Consider the following 14991-nt stretch of genomic DNA (forward strand, 5'->3'; position numbering starts at 1 on the left):
TACAGCCGAGCAGACGGCCCCGTCTGCCAAGAAGAGCTCCCCGGTGATGGCGGTCATGCAGCGCCTCGGCCGCAGCCTCATGCTGCCGATCGCCGTACTGCCGGCCGCCGCGCTGCTGATGCGCTTCGGCAACGGCGACATGCTGGGCAGCGAGTCGCTGCCGGGCTGGTGCAACGAGATAGCCAAGTACATGGCGGCCGGCGGCAACGCGGTCTTCAACAACCTGGCCCTGCTGTTCGCCGTCGGCATCGCGGTCGGCTTCGCCAAGAAGTCCGACGGCTCCACCGGCCTCGCGGCCGTCGCCGGCTACGTGGTCTTCTCGAACGTGCTCGGCACCTTCACCGACGGCAACGTGCCGCAGATCGAGAAGGTCGTCGACCACCAGGTCGCCCTGGTCAACGCCCCGGTCAACGCCGGCGTCCTCGGCGGTGTGGTGATGGGCATCGTCACCGCCCTGCTGTACCAGAAGTTCTACCGGACCAAGCTGCCCGACTGGGCGGGCTTCTTCGGCGGTCGCCGCCTCGTCCCGATCCTGTCCTCCTTCGCGGGCCTGGTCATCGGCATCGTCATGGGCCTGATCTGGCCGGTGCTCGGCCGGGGCATCCACGGCCTCGGTGAGTGGCTGGTCAACTCCGGCTCGGTCGGCGCGGGCATCTTCGGTGTCGTCAACCGTGCGCTGATCCCCGTCGGCATGCACCACCTCGTGAACTCCTTCCCCTGGTACCAGGCGGGCGAGTTCGACGGCAAGCACGGCGACATCGCCCGCTTCCTCGCCGGCGACCCCACCGCCGGACAGTTCATGACCGGCTTCTTCCCGATCATGATGTTCGCCCTCCCGGCGGCCTGCCTCGCGATCGTCCACTGCGCGCGCCCCGAGCGCCGCAAGGTCGTCGGCGGCATGATGTTCTCCCTCGCGCTCACCGCCTTCGTCACGGGCATCACCGAGCCGATCGAGTTCACCTTCATGTTCATCGCCCCGGTGCTCTACGCGATCCACGCGGTCCTGACCGGCGTCTCGATGGCGCTGACCTGGGCCCTCGGAATGAAGGACGGCTTCGGCTTCTCGGCCGGCGCGATCGACTTCTTCCTCAACCTCGGCATCGCGTCCAACCCGTGGGGCCTGGCCGGCATCGGACTCTGCTTCGCGGCGCTCTACTACTTCGTCTTCCGGTTCGCGATCACCAAGTGGAACCTCCCCACGCCGGGCCGCGAGTCCGACGAGGAGCTCGCCGAGATCCTGAAGGCCGAGGCCAAGTAACCGTGACCGCGCAGCGCACTCCCGGCCAGGGAATGCCTTGCGAGGAACGGCGGGACCTGATCGCCGGAACGGCACGCGCCAAGGGCCACGTATGGGTCGCGGACCTCGTGCGGGAGCTGGGCGTCAGCCGGATGACGATCCACCGGGACCTCCAGCGGCTGGCCGCGCAGGGCCGGATCCGCCGGATCCGCTCCGGAGCGGCCGCCGCGGCCTGAGCACCACCCCGAGAGCAGGGGCGGGGCACCACCGACCGACCGGTGGTGCCCCGCCCCTTTTCGCGGCCCCGGTCCCGTTCCCGCGCCCCGGCCGCGCCCCGGCCGCGCCCCGGCCCGCACTCAGGCCGCCGCCGTCACCGACCGGCCACCCCGGGCCGGAGCAGGGTGACGAGCGCAACACCGTTCCGACCCACGGAGCAAACAACAGAGTGGTCCGCAGGCAGAGCACGATGTGTCTAAAAGACAGGAACGGAAGGCCCGCCCGGGCAACGCCGTGTGGGAGCGGCGGGCGTGGACGGGAGATCACAAGCAGCATTCCCAGCGAACGGTCATTCGATAGGCGCCTGCGGAAAACTTTTTCCGTTCCGGCTGGCTGTCGGCCATCCAACTCCCGCGTTCCGGACCGCCGGTGTACCCCGGCGCGGTCAACGGACCGGAGGTGGCATTGCCCGGCGGGCGATGACGACGGCACCATGGGGAGCGGAACACGGAGGGTGGAGCCGATGAGCCGCGTGGAACTGCCGTACCTCTCCCAGTACAGGCCGTCACTGGGCAAGCAGCAGGACGCCGAACCGGTCGGTCCCAGAGACGGCACGGTCCGCGTCCTGGAAAGCCGGCCCGAATGGCTCCTCGACGGCGCACGAGGACGCTCGGACCCTTTCTTCGCCGACCTCTTCTACCTGGTGCGCACTCCCCAACCGCGCGACGCACCCACAGAGTTCCAGTTCGACACGGCGGGTGTACCCCTTCCCGTCCGGCGGGAGAACTGCCTCGTCCCGTGCACGGCCCGGGTCTGCCGCCGCTGGGTCGAAGCCTCCCTCGCCTACGCCACCGCCGTGGACGACATCAGCGCCGAGCTCATCGCCGCCCTCCGCCGCGCCAGGTCGGCACCGCGGTGGAGGCCCTTGGCCGTACGCGGCGCTCTGCGCGCATGGACGAAGGCGGGGCGGCGCTACGAGCGGGTCATGGCAGAGGCCAGTGCGGCCTACGCGCCGGTTCGCCGGGAGATCTGGCAGGCGATCCAGGTGGAGAAGGAAAAGGCCGGCGCACGCGCACGGCGGGAAGCAGCAGCACGCGGTCGCAGGGCCGAGCTCGCCGAACGGCCGGTCTGGGGCTGGTCGGAGACGACCACCGGCCAGCCGGCCACGTACGTCTTCCGGCACGACCTACCCGCCGACGACAACCACGCACGGGCCGTGCCGCACCAGGACGAACCCGTCGGCCTGCCGGGGCTGCGCCAGGCGCTCAAAGAACGGAACCCGGGCCGGCTGCAATGGGACGGCACGGCGATCACCGAGACGGAGCGTGAACTGGAAGGCGTCAGCTTCGAGAGCTGGTGGCGAGAGCTGTTCCACGAGGACTACCGCACCTTCACAGCACCCCCGCCGACCCGCTCCTCGTCCCGCAACCCGACCGGTGGCACCGGCACCGGCGGAACAGGCGGCTTCACCAGCGGGTTCGGCTTCGGCGGATACTGACGCACCGCACGGAAGGCCGCCGCCATGCTCCTGATGCCGGCCTGCGCGGGCGCACCGACGCTGCTCCGGCTCGAACCATCGGGCGGCGCGGACCGTCGCGGCAGCCGGTAGGCGAGTCCGGGCTCCACTCGGCGCAGGCGGGGCCGGCTGGTGGCTGCCGGCCCGGTGACTGGCAGGCTGCCTCTCCCGGACGCGGTCAGATCACGTCCCAGGGAATCTTGGCCCAGGCGGTGTTGAGCGCGTCTGCCAGAGCAGCGCCCCCGTCGTCGGGGAAGATCACGTTGTCGATGCCGGCCAGCGGTTGGCTGGGGCAGTGGGAGTTGGTTGCCGCGGCAGCCTGCAGCACCGGAAGGTCGTCCGACGTCAGACGCGGAGTCGCCGAGGGCACACCGATGCGCGGCAAGGCGCCCTGCAGCAACAGCATGGTGATGCCCGGCAGTACGTCGGCCTCGGGTCATACGACCTGCTGCCCGTCCCAGAAGGCGATGTTCCACACCGAGCCCTCGCGAAGGACGCCGTCCCGACCCACGAACAAGACATCGTCGCATCCGGCCGCTCTGGCCTGGAGGCTCTGGTACGTGAGCCCCATCGTCGCGACGTGCTTGAGGTGCGGCAGCTCGCGTTCACGCCGTCTCCTCGACCAGGAAGGCCACCGGTCCGACATCAGGCTCGGGTGGGTACACACCTTCGGAGACGATCCGGCGGTAGGTCCACCGGGGATCGGCAACGGGCACGAGGCCGCCCCTTCCGGAGAGAGGTTCCGCAGCCACGCTGGCAGAACAAGGCTTCTGTCGCGTGGAGTTGATGTCTGACAATACGTCAATGTCGTTGATGCAAAGGGTCGAAGGGTACGTCAGGACCGCCGACCGTTCTTTCGTCGACGCTCCCGAGGCGCTCGAGGAGTCGCGGGACGCGATGAGCGCCGCCGTCAGTGAACTCCGCGCCGGGGAGCTGAACCTGGCGCGCCTCCACGAAGCGTGCTGGTTGCACTACCTGCGTACGACCGCGAACCTTGACCCATCCGGCATCGACCATCCCGTCGCCGGGCTGTTCGCCGCTCTGCTCACCGAGTACGCGCCGGCCGGTCTCGGCTCGGACCTTCCTCCCGTCTTCCTCAGGCAGGAGGACGAGCTCCTGGCCGGACTGCCCGCACTCCTCATGGTCTCCTCCGCCCGCCTCGCACGGGACGGCACGCGCTACTCCATCGCCGGCGCGGCACTGGAACTGACGGCCAGGTGCACCCGGAACCCCCACCTGTACCGCTCGGCGTCATCGGCCCTGGCCGCACTGCGCTGGGCCCGCTACGAACAGACCCGCAACACTGACGAGCTGCGAGACGCCGTCAACCACCTCAGGGCGGCCACGAACCCGACCCCGGCCGGGGACACGGATCCCGGGCCGTCCGCCCAGGACTGCGACAACCTAGTGCTGTGACCGGAAAGGTTCACCGGGTCTGATGCTGTGCTGGCAGGATCGCTCCGTGGATCTTTCTGAGGGGCTGGCTGAGTGGACGGATTGGGACGGTGCCGCCTTCGTGGTGGGCCGCTCGCAGCACGAGGTAGCCGAGGGCCAGCCAGGACGCGGTGGAGTACGAGGCCGGGTCCAGCCCGTGCTGCTCGCCGCGGCACAGGTCCACGAGGATCCCGGCGGCCCCCCCCGCGAGCACCTGGTACGCGCTGCCGGCGAAGGGGTCGGCGGGCAGGGTCAGCCTGGCCGCCGAGAACGAGCCGAGCGCCCAGAGCACCGAGGCGGTGAGCACCAGGAGCACCCCGCCGAGCCCGAGCTCGCCGCCGAAGCCGGGGCGGGTCCGGCCGGCGCGCCCGCCCGGACCGCCGCCGCCAGGGCCCCGCCGAGGGCTCCGGCCAGCGGGAGCCCGCCGCGCTCCTTGTGGGCCAGCAGGACGTCCCGTACGGCCCCTTCGTACACGGCGGCGGCATACACCGCGGGAAGCCCCGCGGGGCACGGAGAAGGGCGTACGGGGCCCGCCGCGGCCCCGCTGAGCGCCGACCGGCAGGCTCCGCAGAGCACGGTCCGCGCGGCCCCGCAGCCCGCGCAGTCCACCGGCAGCACCAGAGCGGCCAGCTCACCGGCCAACCCACCGGCCGGCCCACAGGCCGGCGCCCCGGCCGTTTCCCCGGCCGGGCCCCCGCTCAGCGCCCGCCACCACCACTCCCGCACGGCGTCCACCCTGCCGGGCGGGCGCACACCGGGGCCACCCCTGTGGAAAACCGGGCCCGTGTGGACCGGGCCCGGGTGGAAAAGCGGGCCGTCAGCCCGGGTAGACCGGGGACCGGCCGCCCGCCGCCACCGTGCGCCACTGCGCCCCCGGCGGCAGCCACACGATCCCGTCCTCCGAGTACGCCACCACCGGCATCTTCTCGTCCTCGCTCGCCGCGACGGCGACCAGCCCGGTCGCACCCGGCAGCCCGGCGCCCACCATCGAGCCGTCCGCCAGCATGTAGCGCGCCTGCACCACCCCGCCGCTCTCGCGGCCCACCACCAGCAGCCGGCCGCGCGGCGCCCAGCTCATCGCCGTCACGTCCGCCAGCTGCGGGGCCGCCGGGCGCAGCTCCCGCACCGAGACGGCCGAGGCGTCTGCCTTGCCGTCGGGCCGCTCGATCCGACCGATGTACAGGTTCTTGCGGCTCTCCCGCTCCACGAGCAGCAGCGCGATCCGCACCCCGTCGGGCGAGACCTTCAGCCCGGCGATCCGGGCTCCGTCCAGCCCCGACACCTCCACCCGCTCCGGGGTCCCGGTGCCGCCGGGCAGCCGCCACAGCGTCGGGTTCTGCGGGTCCTGGTCGGCGACCCACAAGTCGCCGGACGCGTCCCAGGTCGGCGCGGTGAGCCCGGCCGGCTTGATGCCCCTGGCGGTCAGCAGCGGCGGCGGCATGGCCCCCGCGGTGGTCAGGTTGACGACGTACAGCCCGTGCCCGTCCTCGGAGACGACCGCCGCGCGCTTCTCGTCGTAGGCGACGGCCGCGGAGCCGACCTTGAAGGCCGGGTTCCCGGACAGCGGTCCGGGGACCGGCACCGCCGCGTCCTGCTGCTCCTCCCGGTTGGGGTCCAGCCGCATCCGCACGAGCCGGTTCTCGCCGTCCACGTAGTACTGGTGGCCCGGCGACTGCGGCCGGTTGGCGACCCCCGCCGCGGTGGCCTCCGTGATCTGGCACAGCTGGGACTTGCCGTCGGCCCGCACGAGGTCGACCCGGTCGATCCGCGAGCCCGTCAGGTCCTTGACCGTGTAGAGGAGTTGGGTGGCCATCTTCTGGCACTGCGGCCCCGCGACGTTGTCGGCCTTGTCGTTCAGCGGGACGCGCAGCGTGTTCTGGCCGTCGTACGAGAGGGACTTGGTGCCCTCGCGCAGTTCGGTGCCGGTCGGGAACCCGGACGTGACGACCGGTCCGAGCCACTTGGAGGGTCCGGCCAGCAGCGATTTGACGGTCTGGGTGGTCGGGTCCATCCGGGAGTCGGGATCGGTGCGCTGGCGCACGTACACGGGGTCGGCGACGAGCGTCGAGCCCGCGAAGTAGTACTTGTTGACCGGCATGTAGATGCGCTGGAAGTCGGACTCGCTGAGGACCAGGCTGCTGGGCGCGGTGGCGATCCGCCACTGCTTGTCCTCCTGCGTGAGCTGGAGGAACTCCTCGTAGCGCCGGTCGCTGGTCTCCGGCTGGTACGCGCTGAGCTCGTCCACGGTGCCCAGCATCCGGCCGGTGACCCGGAAGCGCGGCGAGGCGGGATCCTTCTCGCCCTGCACCGAGACCCGGTCCAGGCCCGCGGAGAGCACCGTGACCGCCGAACCGGGCTTCCAGTTCTTCGCCGCGTCCTCGGTGAGGTACTTGCGGGCGGTCTGCAGCTGCGGGTCGTCGCTGGTCATGGCCTCGAGGAAGCCGTCGACGATCTCCTGCGGACTGGCCCGGTCGGCCGGCGGCACGCCGAACACGCGGACCTGCGAGTCGACGCCCTGCGAGGCCTCGACGGGGCGGATCTCACCGCGTTCGGGCATGGAGGCACAGCCCGCGAGCAGCAGCCCGGCCGCGCCGAGGGCCCAGGCCCTGAGCCCGCGTGCCGTCCGCCGCGGCCGCCGCCGCCGCCGCGGTTCAGCGTCCGTGCGATCCACCGGTTCCACCCGCTCCACCTTCTCGGTCTGCTGTTCCCGCCGCCCCGCCCGCGGCCTGCTCGGCGGGCCGGGTCACGACCCGGGCCCCGTTCCCGGGCAGTGCCGTCGGATCCGCCGGCACCGGCACCGCGCCGGAGACCGGGGATCTCGGCGGGATCGGCGACCGGTCGGGACGGTGCGCGCCCCCGCCCGCCCCGGTGTGCAGGGCTGCGCTGTCGCGGCGCAGTTCGTCCTGGCCGCCGCGCAGCGCGCCGACGACCCGGCTGAGGGTCGCCTGCGAGGACGCGTACTTCGCCACGTGGTCGCGGCACTTGTTGCCGCCGGGCAGCTTCGAGACGAACTTGCGCACGCCCTTCGTCGAGCTCCCCGCGCTCTCGCTCGGGTCCAGCGCCTCGACGGTCCGCCGCCCTTCGCCCAGCGCGCCCGCCACCCGCGCCTGGCCGTCGCCGCCCCCGCCCGCGCCGCGCACGCGCACTGCCCGCCCCAGCACCCGGTTGGCCGTCTGGGCCTCCCCGCGGCACCCCGCCCCACTCCGGCCCGGTCGGTCCCGCCGGGCCGTCCGACCCGGTCGGCCTGTCCGACCCGGTCTCCGCAGCCGCCTCCCGGGCCCGCGGCTTCGGCCACTGGGCCGCGCGGCCCACCGCGGCGACCGTCCCCCTGATGCGCTCCCGCGTCCGCTCCGCCCTCGACGGCTGGCAGATCGCCGGCGAGATCGCGGACGTCCTGCTGCTCGCCGTCAGCGAGCTGGTCGCGAACGTCGTCCTGCACGCCGCCGAAGCCGGTCGGCTGCGGGTCGGGATCTCCCTGCGGGGAGGGTGGCTCCAGCTGGAGGTGGCCGACGGGGCCTCCTCGCTCCCCCGACTGCCGCACCCCCGAGGCGAGGTCGACCCGGACGCCGAGGGCGGGCGGGGGCTGCTGATCGTCCAGCTGATGGCGGCCGAGAGCGGCGGCCGACTCAGCTTCAGCGCCGACGAGTTCGGCAAATCCGTGCGCGTGCGCATACCGGCCGCCTGACGAGTGGCGAAGCCCACACCGGAGGCCACGAAGGGGGCAGGGAACCCCCGGAGAGCCGCGCGAAAGCCGCGTGAGAGCCGTCGCGGCGGGGCGCCGGATGCGGCGCCGAGCATGACGATTCCCTCACAGAAATATCGCGAGGAATTGACGGCCGCCATTTTATCGAGATACTTGCCCCATCTCCCCCGCTGCTCCCTGATTGAGGTGCCGCCCCATGGAGCTCTCCCCTTCGGCGCATGCCGATTCCTTCTGCCGCGACCGGCTTCCGCCGTTCGAGCTCTGGCCCCGACTCCACTTCGATCTTCCGGAGTTGGACTACCCCGACCGGCTCAACTGCGCCCGCAGCCTCCTCGACGACGCCGTCGAGCGCTGGGGCCCCGACCGCCCCTGCCTGCTGACCCCGGACGAGCGCTTGACCTACGGCGAACTGCGCCGGCGCGCCAACCAGGTCGCCCAGGTGCTCACCGAGGACCTGGGCCTGGGTCCCGGGAACCGCGTACTGCTGCGCGGCCCCAACAACCCCTGGCTCGTCGCCGCCTGGTTCGGCGTGCTCAAGGCCGGCGGCGTGGCCGTCACCACCGTGCCGCTGCTGCGGGCCGCCGAGCTCACCGGGCTGTGCGAGATCAGCCGGCCCGCCATCGCCCTGTGCGACCACCGCTCCCTCGAAGAACTCGAAGCCGCGGTGGCGGCAACGGCCACGACCGGCGCCGATGCCGATGGCGCCGACGCCACCGCCCCGCGGGTGATCGCGTACGGCGGCCCCGGCGAGGACGACCTCGCCGTCCGCTGCGCCGCCAAGGACGGGGTCTTCACCACCGTGGACACCGCCGCGGACGACGTGGCGCTCATCGCCTTCACCTCCGGCACCACCGGGCGGCCCAAGGCGACCCTGCACTTCCACCGGGACGTGCTCGCCAACGCCGACACCTTCTCCCGGCACGTCCTGCGGCCGAACCCCGACGACGTGTTCACCGGCACCCCGCCGCTCGCGTTCACCTTCGGGCTCGGCGGTCTGGTGGTCTTCCCGCTGCGGGTCGGGGCCTCCACCCTGCTCGTGGAATCGGCGACGCCCACGCAACTGGCCGACCTCGTCGCCGCGCACGGGGTGACCGTCCTGTTCACCGCGCCCACCGCCTACCGCGCGATCCTGGCCGCCGGCTCGGCCGACCGGCTGGCCGGCCTGCGCCGCTGCGTGTCGGCGGGCGAACCGCTGCCCGCCGCCGTGTGGGAGGAGTTCCACGCGGCCACCGGGCTGCGCATCATCGACGGCATCGGCGCCACCGAGATGCTGCACGTGTTCATCGCCGCCGCGGACGAGGACATCCGGCCCGGCTCCACGGGCCGGCCCGTCCCCGGCTACCGCGCCGCCGTGGTCGACGAGAACGGGGCGCCCGTCCCCGACGGGTACCCCGGGCTGCTCGCCGTCACCGGGCCCACGGGCTGCCGCTACCTGGACGACCCGCGCCAGTCCACGTACGTCCGGGGCGGGTGGAACATCACCGGTGACACCTACATCCGCGATGCGGACGGCTACTTCTGGTACGTGGCCCGCAGCGACGACATGATCGTCTCCTCGGGCTACAACATCGCGGGGCCCGAGGTCGAGAAGGCGCTGGCCGGCCATCCCCACGTGGCGGACTGCGGTGTCGTCGGGGTCCCCGACGAGCGCCGCGGCATGCTCGTCAAGGCCTTCGTGGTGCTGCGCGACGGCGTCCCGGCCGCGCCCGAGACCGTCCGCGAGCTCCAGAACCACGTCAAGGGGGCCATCGCCCCGTTCAAGTACCCGCGGGCCGTGGAGTTCGTCACCGACCTCCCCCGTACGGAGACCGGCAAGCTCCGCCGCTCCGAACTGCGCACCCGGGGAGCGGAGTCGGCCGCCGTGCCCGCCCCGGTCCCCCGGACCGCCCTCGTGGCGCACCGCTGGGCCCGGAGAGGTGTAAAAGAGACAGGGGAAAAGGGGGAGCCGGCGGCGGGCGGGCCGGCCCGCCCGCTCAGCGGCTCGAGAACTCCGCCAACGAGCCGCCCAGTTGCTCCCGCAGCCGGCTCAGGGCCCGTGAGGACCTGGTCCGGACGGCCGCCGAGCTGACGTTCATCGCGTCGGCGGTCTCCTCGACGCTGCGGTCCTCCCAGTACCGCAGCACCAGTACCGCCCGGTCCTTCGGCGCCAGCCGGCCCAGCGCCTCCAGCAGCGTCAGCCGCAGCACCGGATCGGCCTCGCCGACCGCCCGGGCGCCCGGTTCGGGGAACTCCCCGACCGGGCGCTCCCCCGTCGACCGGCGGCGCTGGTGCGTCAGGAAGGCCCGTACCAGCACCGTCTGCGCGTACGCCGCGGGGTTGTCTATGCGGTTGACGCGCCCCCAGAGCAGGTACATCCGCCCCAGGGTGTCCTGTACGAGATCTTCCGCGAGATGGGTGTCACCGCTGGTCAGCAGGCAGGCGGACCGGTACAGATGCGCCGACCGGCCTTCCGCGAACTCACGGAACCCGTCTCTGCGTACCTTCCACATCCGCTCCCCCTTCGCGCCCGTCCCATCCCAATGACGCGACGGGGGCACCGTTATGTTGCAGCCCGTCCTCAGATCTTTTCGGAGAGGTCGTGGAAGTACATGTGGAACTCCTCGCGGACGAACCCCTCCCCCTCGTAGAGCCCCTGCGCCACGTGGTTGTCGTACGCCGTCTCCAGCTGCAGGCCCGACACCCCGGCCTCCCGCGCCCGGCGCAGCACTTCGCGCAGCAGCGCGCGGCCGGCGCCCGTACGGCGGCCGGCCGGAGCCACGTACAGGTCGTTCAGCAGCCACGCGGTCCGCATCGCCAGCGAGGAGATCATCGGGTAGACCTGCGTGAAGCCGACCGTGCCCGCGCCCGGGACCTCGGCGAGCAGCACGAAGGAGTCGCCGCTCGCCAGCCGCTCCGCCAGGAAGGCGCGCGGCCGGTCCGGGTCCTCGACCTCCACCTCGTAGAACTCCAGGTAGCCGCGGAAGAGCTCGGCGGCGACGTCCAAGTCAGCCTCGCCCGCCACCCGCAGGACCACCTCGGCCGGTCCGTCCACGCCCTGCGCTTCGCCCCGCGCTTCGCCCTGCACTTCGCCCTGTGCCGTCTGACCGTTCACATCGTTCTCCCTAGTCCACTGCCAGCTGTCACTGCCACTGCCCTGCCACTCCCGCGCGCCGGCTCCATTGTGCGCGGGGGGACACGGACAGGTGCCGCCGCCCCATGGGCGGCGGCACCTTCGGGGAGCGGGCGGCGGACCGTCAGTCCTTCCCGGTGACGGGCTGCGCCGGCAGCGTGTAGACGTGTTCCGGGGTGACGATCTTGGTGATCGCCTCGCCGAACAGCGTGCTCGGCTCCTCGCCCTCGGCGGAGATGTCGGTGTTGAGCAGGACGACCAGGGTGGCCTTCGACTGCGGGTCGTAGACGGCCAGCGTCTGGTAGCCGGGGATGGAACCGTTGTGCCCGATCCAGCCCTGGACGTTGAAGATGCCCAGTCCGTAGCCGGTGCCCGGGAGGGCCTCCACGACCTTGAGCCGCTCGGCCTGGGTGGCCGGGGTCAGCAGCTCACCCGTGGCGAGCACCTTGGCCCACTGCCGCAGGTCCGTGAGGTCGGAGATCATCGCTCCGGCCGCCCAGCCCCAGGAGGGGTTCCAGTCGGTGGCGTCCTCGGTCTTCCCGGAGGCGGTCTGGTCGGTGTAGCCCTGGGCGTGCGGCTCCGGGAACTCGGCGCCGGTCGGGAAGAGGGTGTGCTTCAGCCCGGCGGGTTCGATGACGACCTTCGTGATGTAGTCGGCCAGCTTCTGGCCGCTCATCTTCTCCACGACGAGGCCGAGCAGGATGAGGTTGGTGTTGCAGTAGTTGAACTTCGCGTCCGGCTCGAAGAGCACCGGGTGCTTGAAGGAGTACGCGAGCAGCTCCTGCGGGGTGAAGGGGCGCCGGGGGTCGCTGGTCAGCGCCTTGTAGAAGTCCTCGTCGGCGGAGTAGTTGAACAGCCCGCTGCGCATCTCGGCGAGCTCGCGCAGGGTGATGCGGTCGCCGTTCGGCACCCCGTCGATGTACGTGCCGATGGGATCGTCCAGCCCGACCTTCCCCTCGTCGACCAGCTTCAGCAGCGCGGTCACGGTGAAGGTCTTGGTCTCGCTGCCGATCCGCATGTTGAGGCCGTCGGTCATGGGCGCGCCGGTGGCCTTGTCGGCCACGCCGAAGGCCCGTACGTACTCCCCCTTGCCCGGCGCCGACAGGGCCACTTGCACCCCGGGCACCTTGGCCTCGTCCATCACCTTCCGGACGGCGTCGTCCAGCTGGCGCGCCATGGCGGGGGTGAGCTGCGGAAAGTCCTCGGATGCGGCCGGACTGCTCGCCGCCGGAGGTGTCGGCGCGTCCACCGCGTACCCGACACCGGCCCCCACGGGCACCATCAGGAGCCCCACTGCGGCTGCTCCCACAGCCGCCCTGCGCAACCGTGTCGTGCTCACCCGTCCAACGTAACCCCGGCCCGGGGCACGGGCGACAGGAGCCGGGAGCGCATCTCGGCGAGCTCGCGCAGGGTGATGCGGTCGCCGTTCGGCACCCCGTCGATGTACGTGCCGATGGGATCGTCCAGCCCGACCTTCCCCTCGTCGACCAGCTTCAGCAGCGCGGTCACGGTGAGTCCCGGACCGCATCCGCGCCGGGGGCCGGGGGGGTGGGCGGGCGCGGGGAACCGGGTCCGGGTTTTGCACCTAGTTGCAAAATAAGCGCCCGCTCGCTAGAACAGGTTCATCACCCCCGCGCGAGGAGGCGCCCCCTCATGAGTTCCCAGAGCCGGTACCCGCACCTGCTGAGCCCCCTGGACCTCGGCTTCACCACCCTGCCGAACCGCGTGATCATGGGCTCCATGCACACCGGCCTCGAAGAGCACGAGCGGGGCTTCGAGCGCCTCGCCGCCTTCTACGCCGAGCGCGCTCGCGGCGGAGCCGGGCTGATCGTCACCGGCGGCATAGCCCCGAACGACGCCGGCCGGCCCTTCGAGGGCGGCGCCCGCCTCACCACCGAGGAGGAGGCCGCCGAACACCGCGTGGTCACCGACGCGGTGCACGGAGCGGGCGGGAAGATCGCGATGCAGATCCTCCACTTCGGCCGCTACGCCTACCACAAGGACCTGGTGGCACCCAGCGCCATCCAGGCCCCCATCAGCCCCTTCGTCCCGAACGCCCTCACCGACGCCGAGGTCGAGCGCACGGTCGAGGACTTCGTCCGCGCCGCCCGCCTCGCCAAGCTGGCCGGCTACGACGGCGTCGAGATCATGGGCTCCGAGGGGTACCTGGTCAACGAGTTCATCGCCGCGGCCACCAACAAGCGCACCGACCGCTGGGGCGGCGCGTACGAGAACCGCATGCGCTTCCCGCTGGAGATCGTCCGGCGCACCCGTGCGGCGGTCGGCGAGGACTTCATCCTCGTCTACCGCCTCTCGATGCTCGACCTGATCCCCGGCGGCTCCACCCTCGACGAGGTCGTGCGCCTCGCCAAGGAGATCGAGGCGGCCGGCGCCACCATCATCAACACCGGCATCGGCTGGCACGAGGCCCGCATCCCCACCATCGCCACCTCCGTTCCGCGCGGCGCCTACACCTGGGTCACCAAGCGGCTGATGGGCGCGGTCTCCGTCCCCCTCGTCACCAGCAACCGCATCAACACCCCGGAGATCGCGGAGGAGTTGCTCGCCGACGGCCGCGCCGACCTGGTCTCGCTGGCCCGGCCCTTCCTCGCCGACGCCGATTTCGTCGCCAAGGCCGCCGCCGGCCGCTCCGAGACGATCAACACCTGCATCGGCTGCAACCAGGCCTGCCTCGACCACACCTTCAGCGGCAAGATCACCAGCTGCCTGGTCAACCCGCGCGCCTGCCACGAGACCGAACTGACGCTGTCCGCGACCAAGTTGAAGAAGCGCGTCGCCATCGTCGGAGCCGGCCCCGCCGGCCTCGCCTGCGCCGTCTCCGCCGCCGGCCGCGGCCACGCCGTCACCCTCTACGAAGCCTCCGGCCACATCGGCGGCCAGCTCGACGTCGCCCGCCGCATCCCGGGCAAGGAGGAGTTCGCGGAGACCATCCGCTACTACGGCACCCAGCTCGCCGAGCATGAGGTCGAGGTCAAGCTGAACACCCGCGCCGACGTCGAGACCCTGCGCGGCTACGACGAGGTGGTCGTGGCCACCGGCGTCACCCCCCGCACGCCCGAGATCGACGGCGTCGACAGCCCGAACGTCCTCAGCTACCTCGACGTGCTGCGCGACGGGGCCCCCGTCGGCGAGCGCGTCGCCGTCCTCGGTGCCGGCGGCATCGGCTTCGACGTCGCCGAGTTCCTCACCGACAGCGGCGAGGGCGCCTCCCAGGACCCCGAGGTCTACTTCCGCCACTGGGGCGTGGACACCTCGTACTCCGGCCCCGGCGGCCTCACCGCCCCCGAGCGGCCGGCCCCGCCGCGCCAGGTCCACCTGCTCCAGCGCAAGACCACCAAGGTCGGCGCGGGCCTCGGCACCACCACCGGCTGGATCCACCGCGCGGAGCTCAAGCACCGTGGGGTCGTCTCCGTCGCGGGTGCGGCGTACGACCGCATCGACGGCGAAGGCCTGCACATCACGGTGGGCGGCGAGCAGCGCCTCGTACCCGCCGACACCGTGGTGCTGTGCACCGGCCAGGAACCGCGCCGCGACCTGTACGAGGCCCTGCGCGCGGCCGGGGTCGAGGCGCACCTGATCGGCGGCGCCGACGTGGCCGCCGAACTCGACGCCAAGCGGGCCATCCGGCAGGGCACGGAACTCGCCGCGACCCTCTGACCCGCGCGGCCCGCCGTTGCCGGCCCGACGAAACGCGGCCGGGTCCGGCCGGGGTGCGTACTGCCCTGATCCGGCAGTGGAGTTGTGGCGGTCCGGGT

Annotated in this window: 14 protein-coding genes and 3 pseudogenes; 7 read left to right on the plus strand and 10 right to left on the minus strand. The window is 72.2% G+C overall.

Going from position 1 to position 14991, the window contains the following annotated elements; translation table 11 throughout:
- The first annotated feature begins 46 nt into the window (after positions 1–46).
- From DRB96_RS41345 to DRB96_RS41355, 3 genes are all read left to right on the plus strand, one after another.
- Positions 47–1258 (plus strand): PTS transporter subunit EIIC, encoded by a 1212-nt coding sequence (locus tag DRB96_RS41345; RefSeq protein WP_112452962.1) that lies wholly within the window; start codon positions 47–49, stop codon positions 1256–1258.
- Positions 1259–1260: 2 nt separating this feature from the next.
- Positions 1261–1473 (plus strand): DeoR family transcriptional regulator, encoded by a 213-nt coding sequence (locus DRB96_RS41350; RefSeq protein ID WP_112452963.1) that lies wholly within the window; start codon positions 1261–1263, stop codon positions 1471–1473.
- Between the two features lie 503 nt (positions 1474–1976).
- Positions 1977–2951, plus strand: coding sequence for a hypothetical protein (locus DRB96_RS41355; RefSeq protein WP_112452964.1), 975 nt, complete (start codon positions 1977–1979; stop codon positions 2949–2951).
- Positions 2952–3147: 196 nt separating this feature from the next.
- Here the strand turns inward: DRB96_RS41355 and DRB96_RS41360 are convergent, their stop codons facing one another.
- Both DRB96_RS41360 and DRB96_RS41365 read right to left on the minus strand, forming a co-directional pair.
- Positions 3148–3375, minus strand: a complete 228-nt coding sequence (locus tag DRB96_RS41360; protein ID WP_112452965.1) for a hypothetical protein — start codon at positions 3373–3375, stop codon at positions 3148–3150.
- 30 nt (positions 3376–3405) lie between these two features.
- Positions 3406–3615 carry an aminotransferase class IV gene (locus tag DRB96_RS41365; protein ID WP_112463758.1) on the minus strand — a complete coding sequence of 70 codons (210 nt, stop codon included), beginning with the start codon at positions 3613–3615 and terminating at the stop codon, positions 3406–3408.
- 158 nt (positions 3616–3773) lie between these two features.
- Between DRB96_RS41365 and DRB96_RS41370 the strand changes: the two genes are divergently transcribed.
- The gene (locus DRB96_RS41370) at positions 3774–4385 is read left to right on the plus strand and encodes a hypothetical protein (RefSeq protein WP_162688949.1); all 612 of its coding nucleotides are present in this window, start codon (positions 3774–3776) and stop codon (positions 4383–4385) included.
- 10 nt (positions 4386–4395) lie between these two features.
- Here DRB96_RS41370 and DRB96_RS41375 read toward each other — a convergent pair whose 3' ends face one another.
- The 4 genes and pseudogenes from DRB96_RS41375 to DRB96_RS41390 all read right to left on the minus strand — a co-directional run.
- Positions 4396–4710, minus strand: a complete 315-nt coding sequence (locus DRB96_RS41375) for a hypothetical protein (protein WP_162689161.1) — start codon at positions 4708–4710, stop codon at positions 4396–4398.
- Between the two features lie 59 nt (positions 4711–4769).
- Positions 4770–5045: pseudogene (locus DRB96_RS45650) on the minus strand (ComF family protein); the annotation flags it as partial.
- Positions 5046–5220: 175 nt separating this feature from the next.
- Positions 5221–7083 (minus strand): LpqB family beta-propeller domain-containing protein, encoded by a 1863-nt coding sequence (locus DRB96_RS41385; RefSeq protein WP_343234692.1) that lies wholly within the window; start codon positions 7081–7083, stop codon positions 5221–5223.
- A 193-nt stretch (positions 7084–7276) separates the two neighbouring features.
- Positions 7277–7573: pseudogene (locus tag DRB96_RS41390) on the minus strand (toxic anion resistance protein); the annotation flags it as partial.
- A 74-nt stretch (positions 7574–7647) separates the two neighbouring features.
- Here DRB96_RS41390 and DRB96_RS41395 point away from each other — a divergent pair.
- Positions 7648–8088 (plus strand): ATP-binding protein, encoded by a 441-nt coding sequence (locus tag DRB96_RS41395; protein ID WP_275432098.1) that lies wholly within the window; start codon positions 7648–7650, stop codon positions 8086–8088.
- A 214-nt stretch (positions 8089–8302) separates the two neighbouring features.
- Positions 8303–10174: an AMP-binding protein gene (locus tag DRB96_RS41400; protein WP_112452970.1), complete on the plus strand. Its 1872-nt coding sequence runs from the start codon at positions 8303–8305 to the stop codon at positions 10172–10174.
- On the opposite strand, the gene DRB96_RS41405 is transcribed toward DRB96_RS41400, so the two are convergent.
- The 4 genes and pseudogenes from DRB96_RS41405 to DRB96_RS41420 form a co-directional block, all read right to left on the minus strand.
- Complete coding sequence (locus DRB96_RS41405; RefSeq protein WP_112452971.1) at positions 10080–10595, minus strand: SigE family RNA polymerase sigma factor; 516 nt, start codon at positions 10593–10595, stop codon at positions 10080–10082. The two genes, DRB96_RS41400 and DRB96_RS41405, sit on opposite strands and share 95 nt — an antisense overlap.
- 68 nt (positions 10596–10663) lie before the next feature.
- Positions 10664–11197: a GNAT family N-acetyltransferase gene (locus tag DRB96_RS41410; protein WP_239516655.1), complete on the minus strand. Its 534-nt coding sequence runs from the start codon at positions 11195–11197 to the stop codon at positions 10664–10666.
- Positions 11198–11339: 142 nt separating this feature from the next.
- Positions 11340–12497, minus strand: a complete 1158-nt coding sequence (locus DRB96_RS41415; RefSeq protein WP_112454445.1) for a serine hydrolase domain-containing protein — start codon at positions 12495–12497, stop codon at positions 11340–11342.
- An 89-nt stretch (positions 12498–12586) separates the two neighbouring features.
- Positions 12587–12727, minus strand: a pseudogene (locus DRB96_RS41420) (serine hydrolase domain-containing protein); the annotation flags it as partial.
- A 141-nt stretch (positions 12728–12868) separates the two neighbouring features.
- On the opposite strand from DRB96_RS41420, the gene DRB96_RS41425 reads away from it, so the two are divergent.
- Complete coding sequence (locus DRB96_RS41425) at positions 12869–14893, plus strand: NADPH-dependent 2,4-dienoyl-CoA reductase (protein WP_112452972.1); 2025 nt, start codon at positions 12869–12871, stop codon at positions 14891–14893.
- Positions 14894–14991: the final 98 nt, after the last annotated feature.

This window comes from Streptomyces sp. ICC1 (assembly GCF_003287935.1).
Taxonomy (GTDB): domain Bacteria; phylum Actinomycetota; class Actinomycetes; order Streptomycetales; family Streptomycetaceae; genus Streptomyces; species Streptomyces tritrimontium.

Bases quoted from the DNA above. Each gene is read 5' to 3' on its own strand.
- DRB96_RS41360 (WP_112452965.1), bottom strand. From the start codon at position 3,375: ATGCTGTTGCTGCAGGGCGCCTTGCCGCGCATCGGTGTGCCCTCGGCG.
- DRB96_RS41405 (WP_112452971.1), bottom strand. From the start codon at position 10,595: ATGTGGAAGGTACGCAGAGACGGGTTCCGTGAGTTCGCGGAAGGCCGG.
- DRB96_RS41400 (WP_112452970.1), top strand. From the start codon at position 8,303: ATGGAGCTCTCCCCTTCGGCGCATGCCGATTCCTTCTGCCGCGACCGG.
- DRB96_RS41355 (WP_112452964.1), top strand. From the start codon at position 1,977: ATGAGCCGCGTGGAACTGCCGTACCTCTCCCAGTACAGGCCGTCACTG.
- DRB96_RS41370 (WP_162688949.1), top strand. From the start codon at position 3,774: ATGTCGTTGATGCAAAGGGTCGAAGGGTACGTCAGGACCGCCGACCGT.
- DRB96_RS41345 (WP_112452962.1), top strand. From the start codon at position 47: ATGGCGGTCATGCAGCGCCTCGGCCGCAGCCTCATGCTGCCGATCGCC.
- DRB96_RS41425 (WP_112452972.1), top strand. From the start codon at position 12,869: ATGAGTTCCCAGAGCCGGTACCCGCACCTGCTGAGCCCCCTGGACCTC.
- DRB96_RS41415 (WP_112454445.1), bottom strand. From the start codon at position 12,497: ATGGTGCCCGTGGGGGCCGGTGTCGGGTACGCGGTGGACGCGCCGACA.
- DRB96_RS41365 (WP_112463758.1), bottom strand. From the start codon at position 3,615: ATGTCGGACCGGTGGCCTTCCTGGTCGAGGAGACGGCGTGAACGCGAG.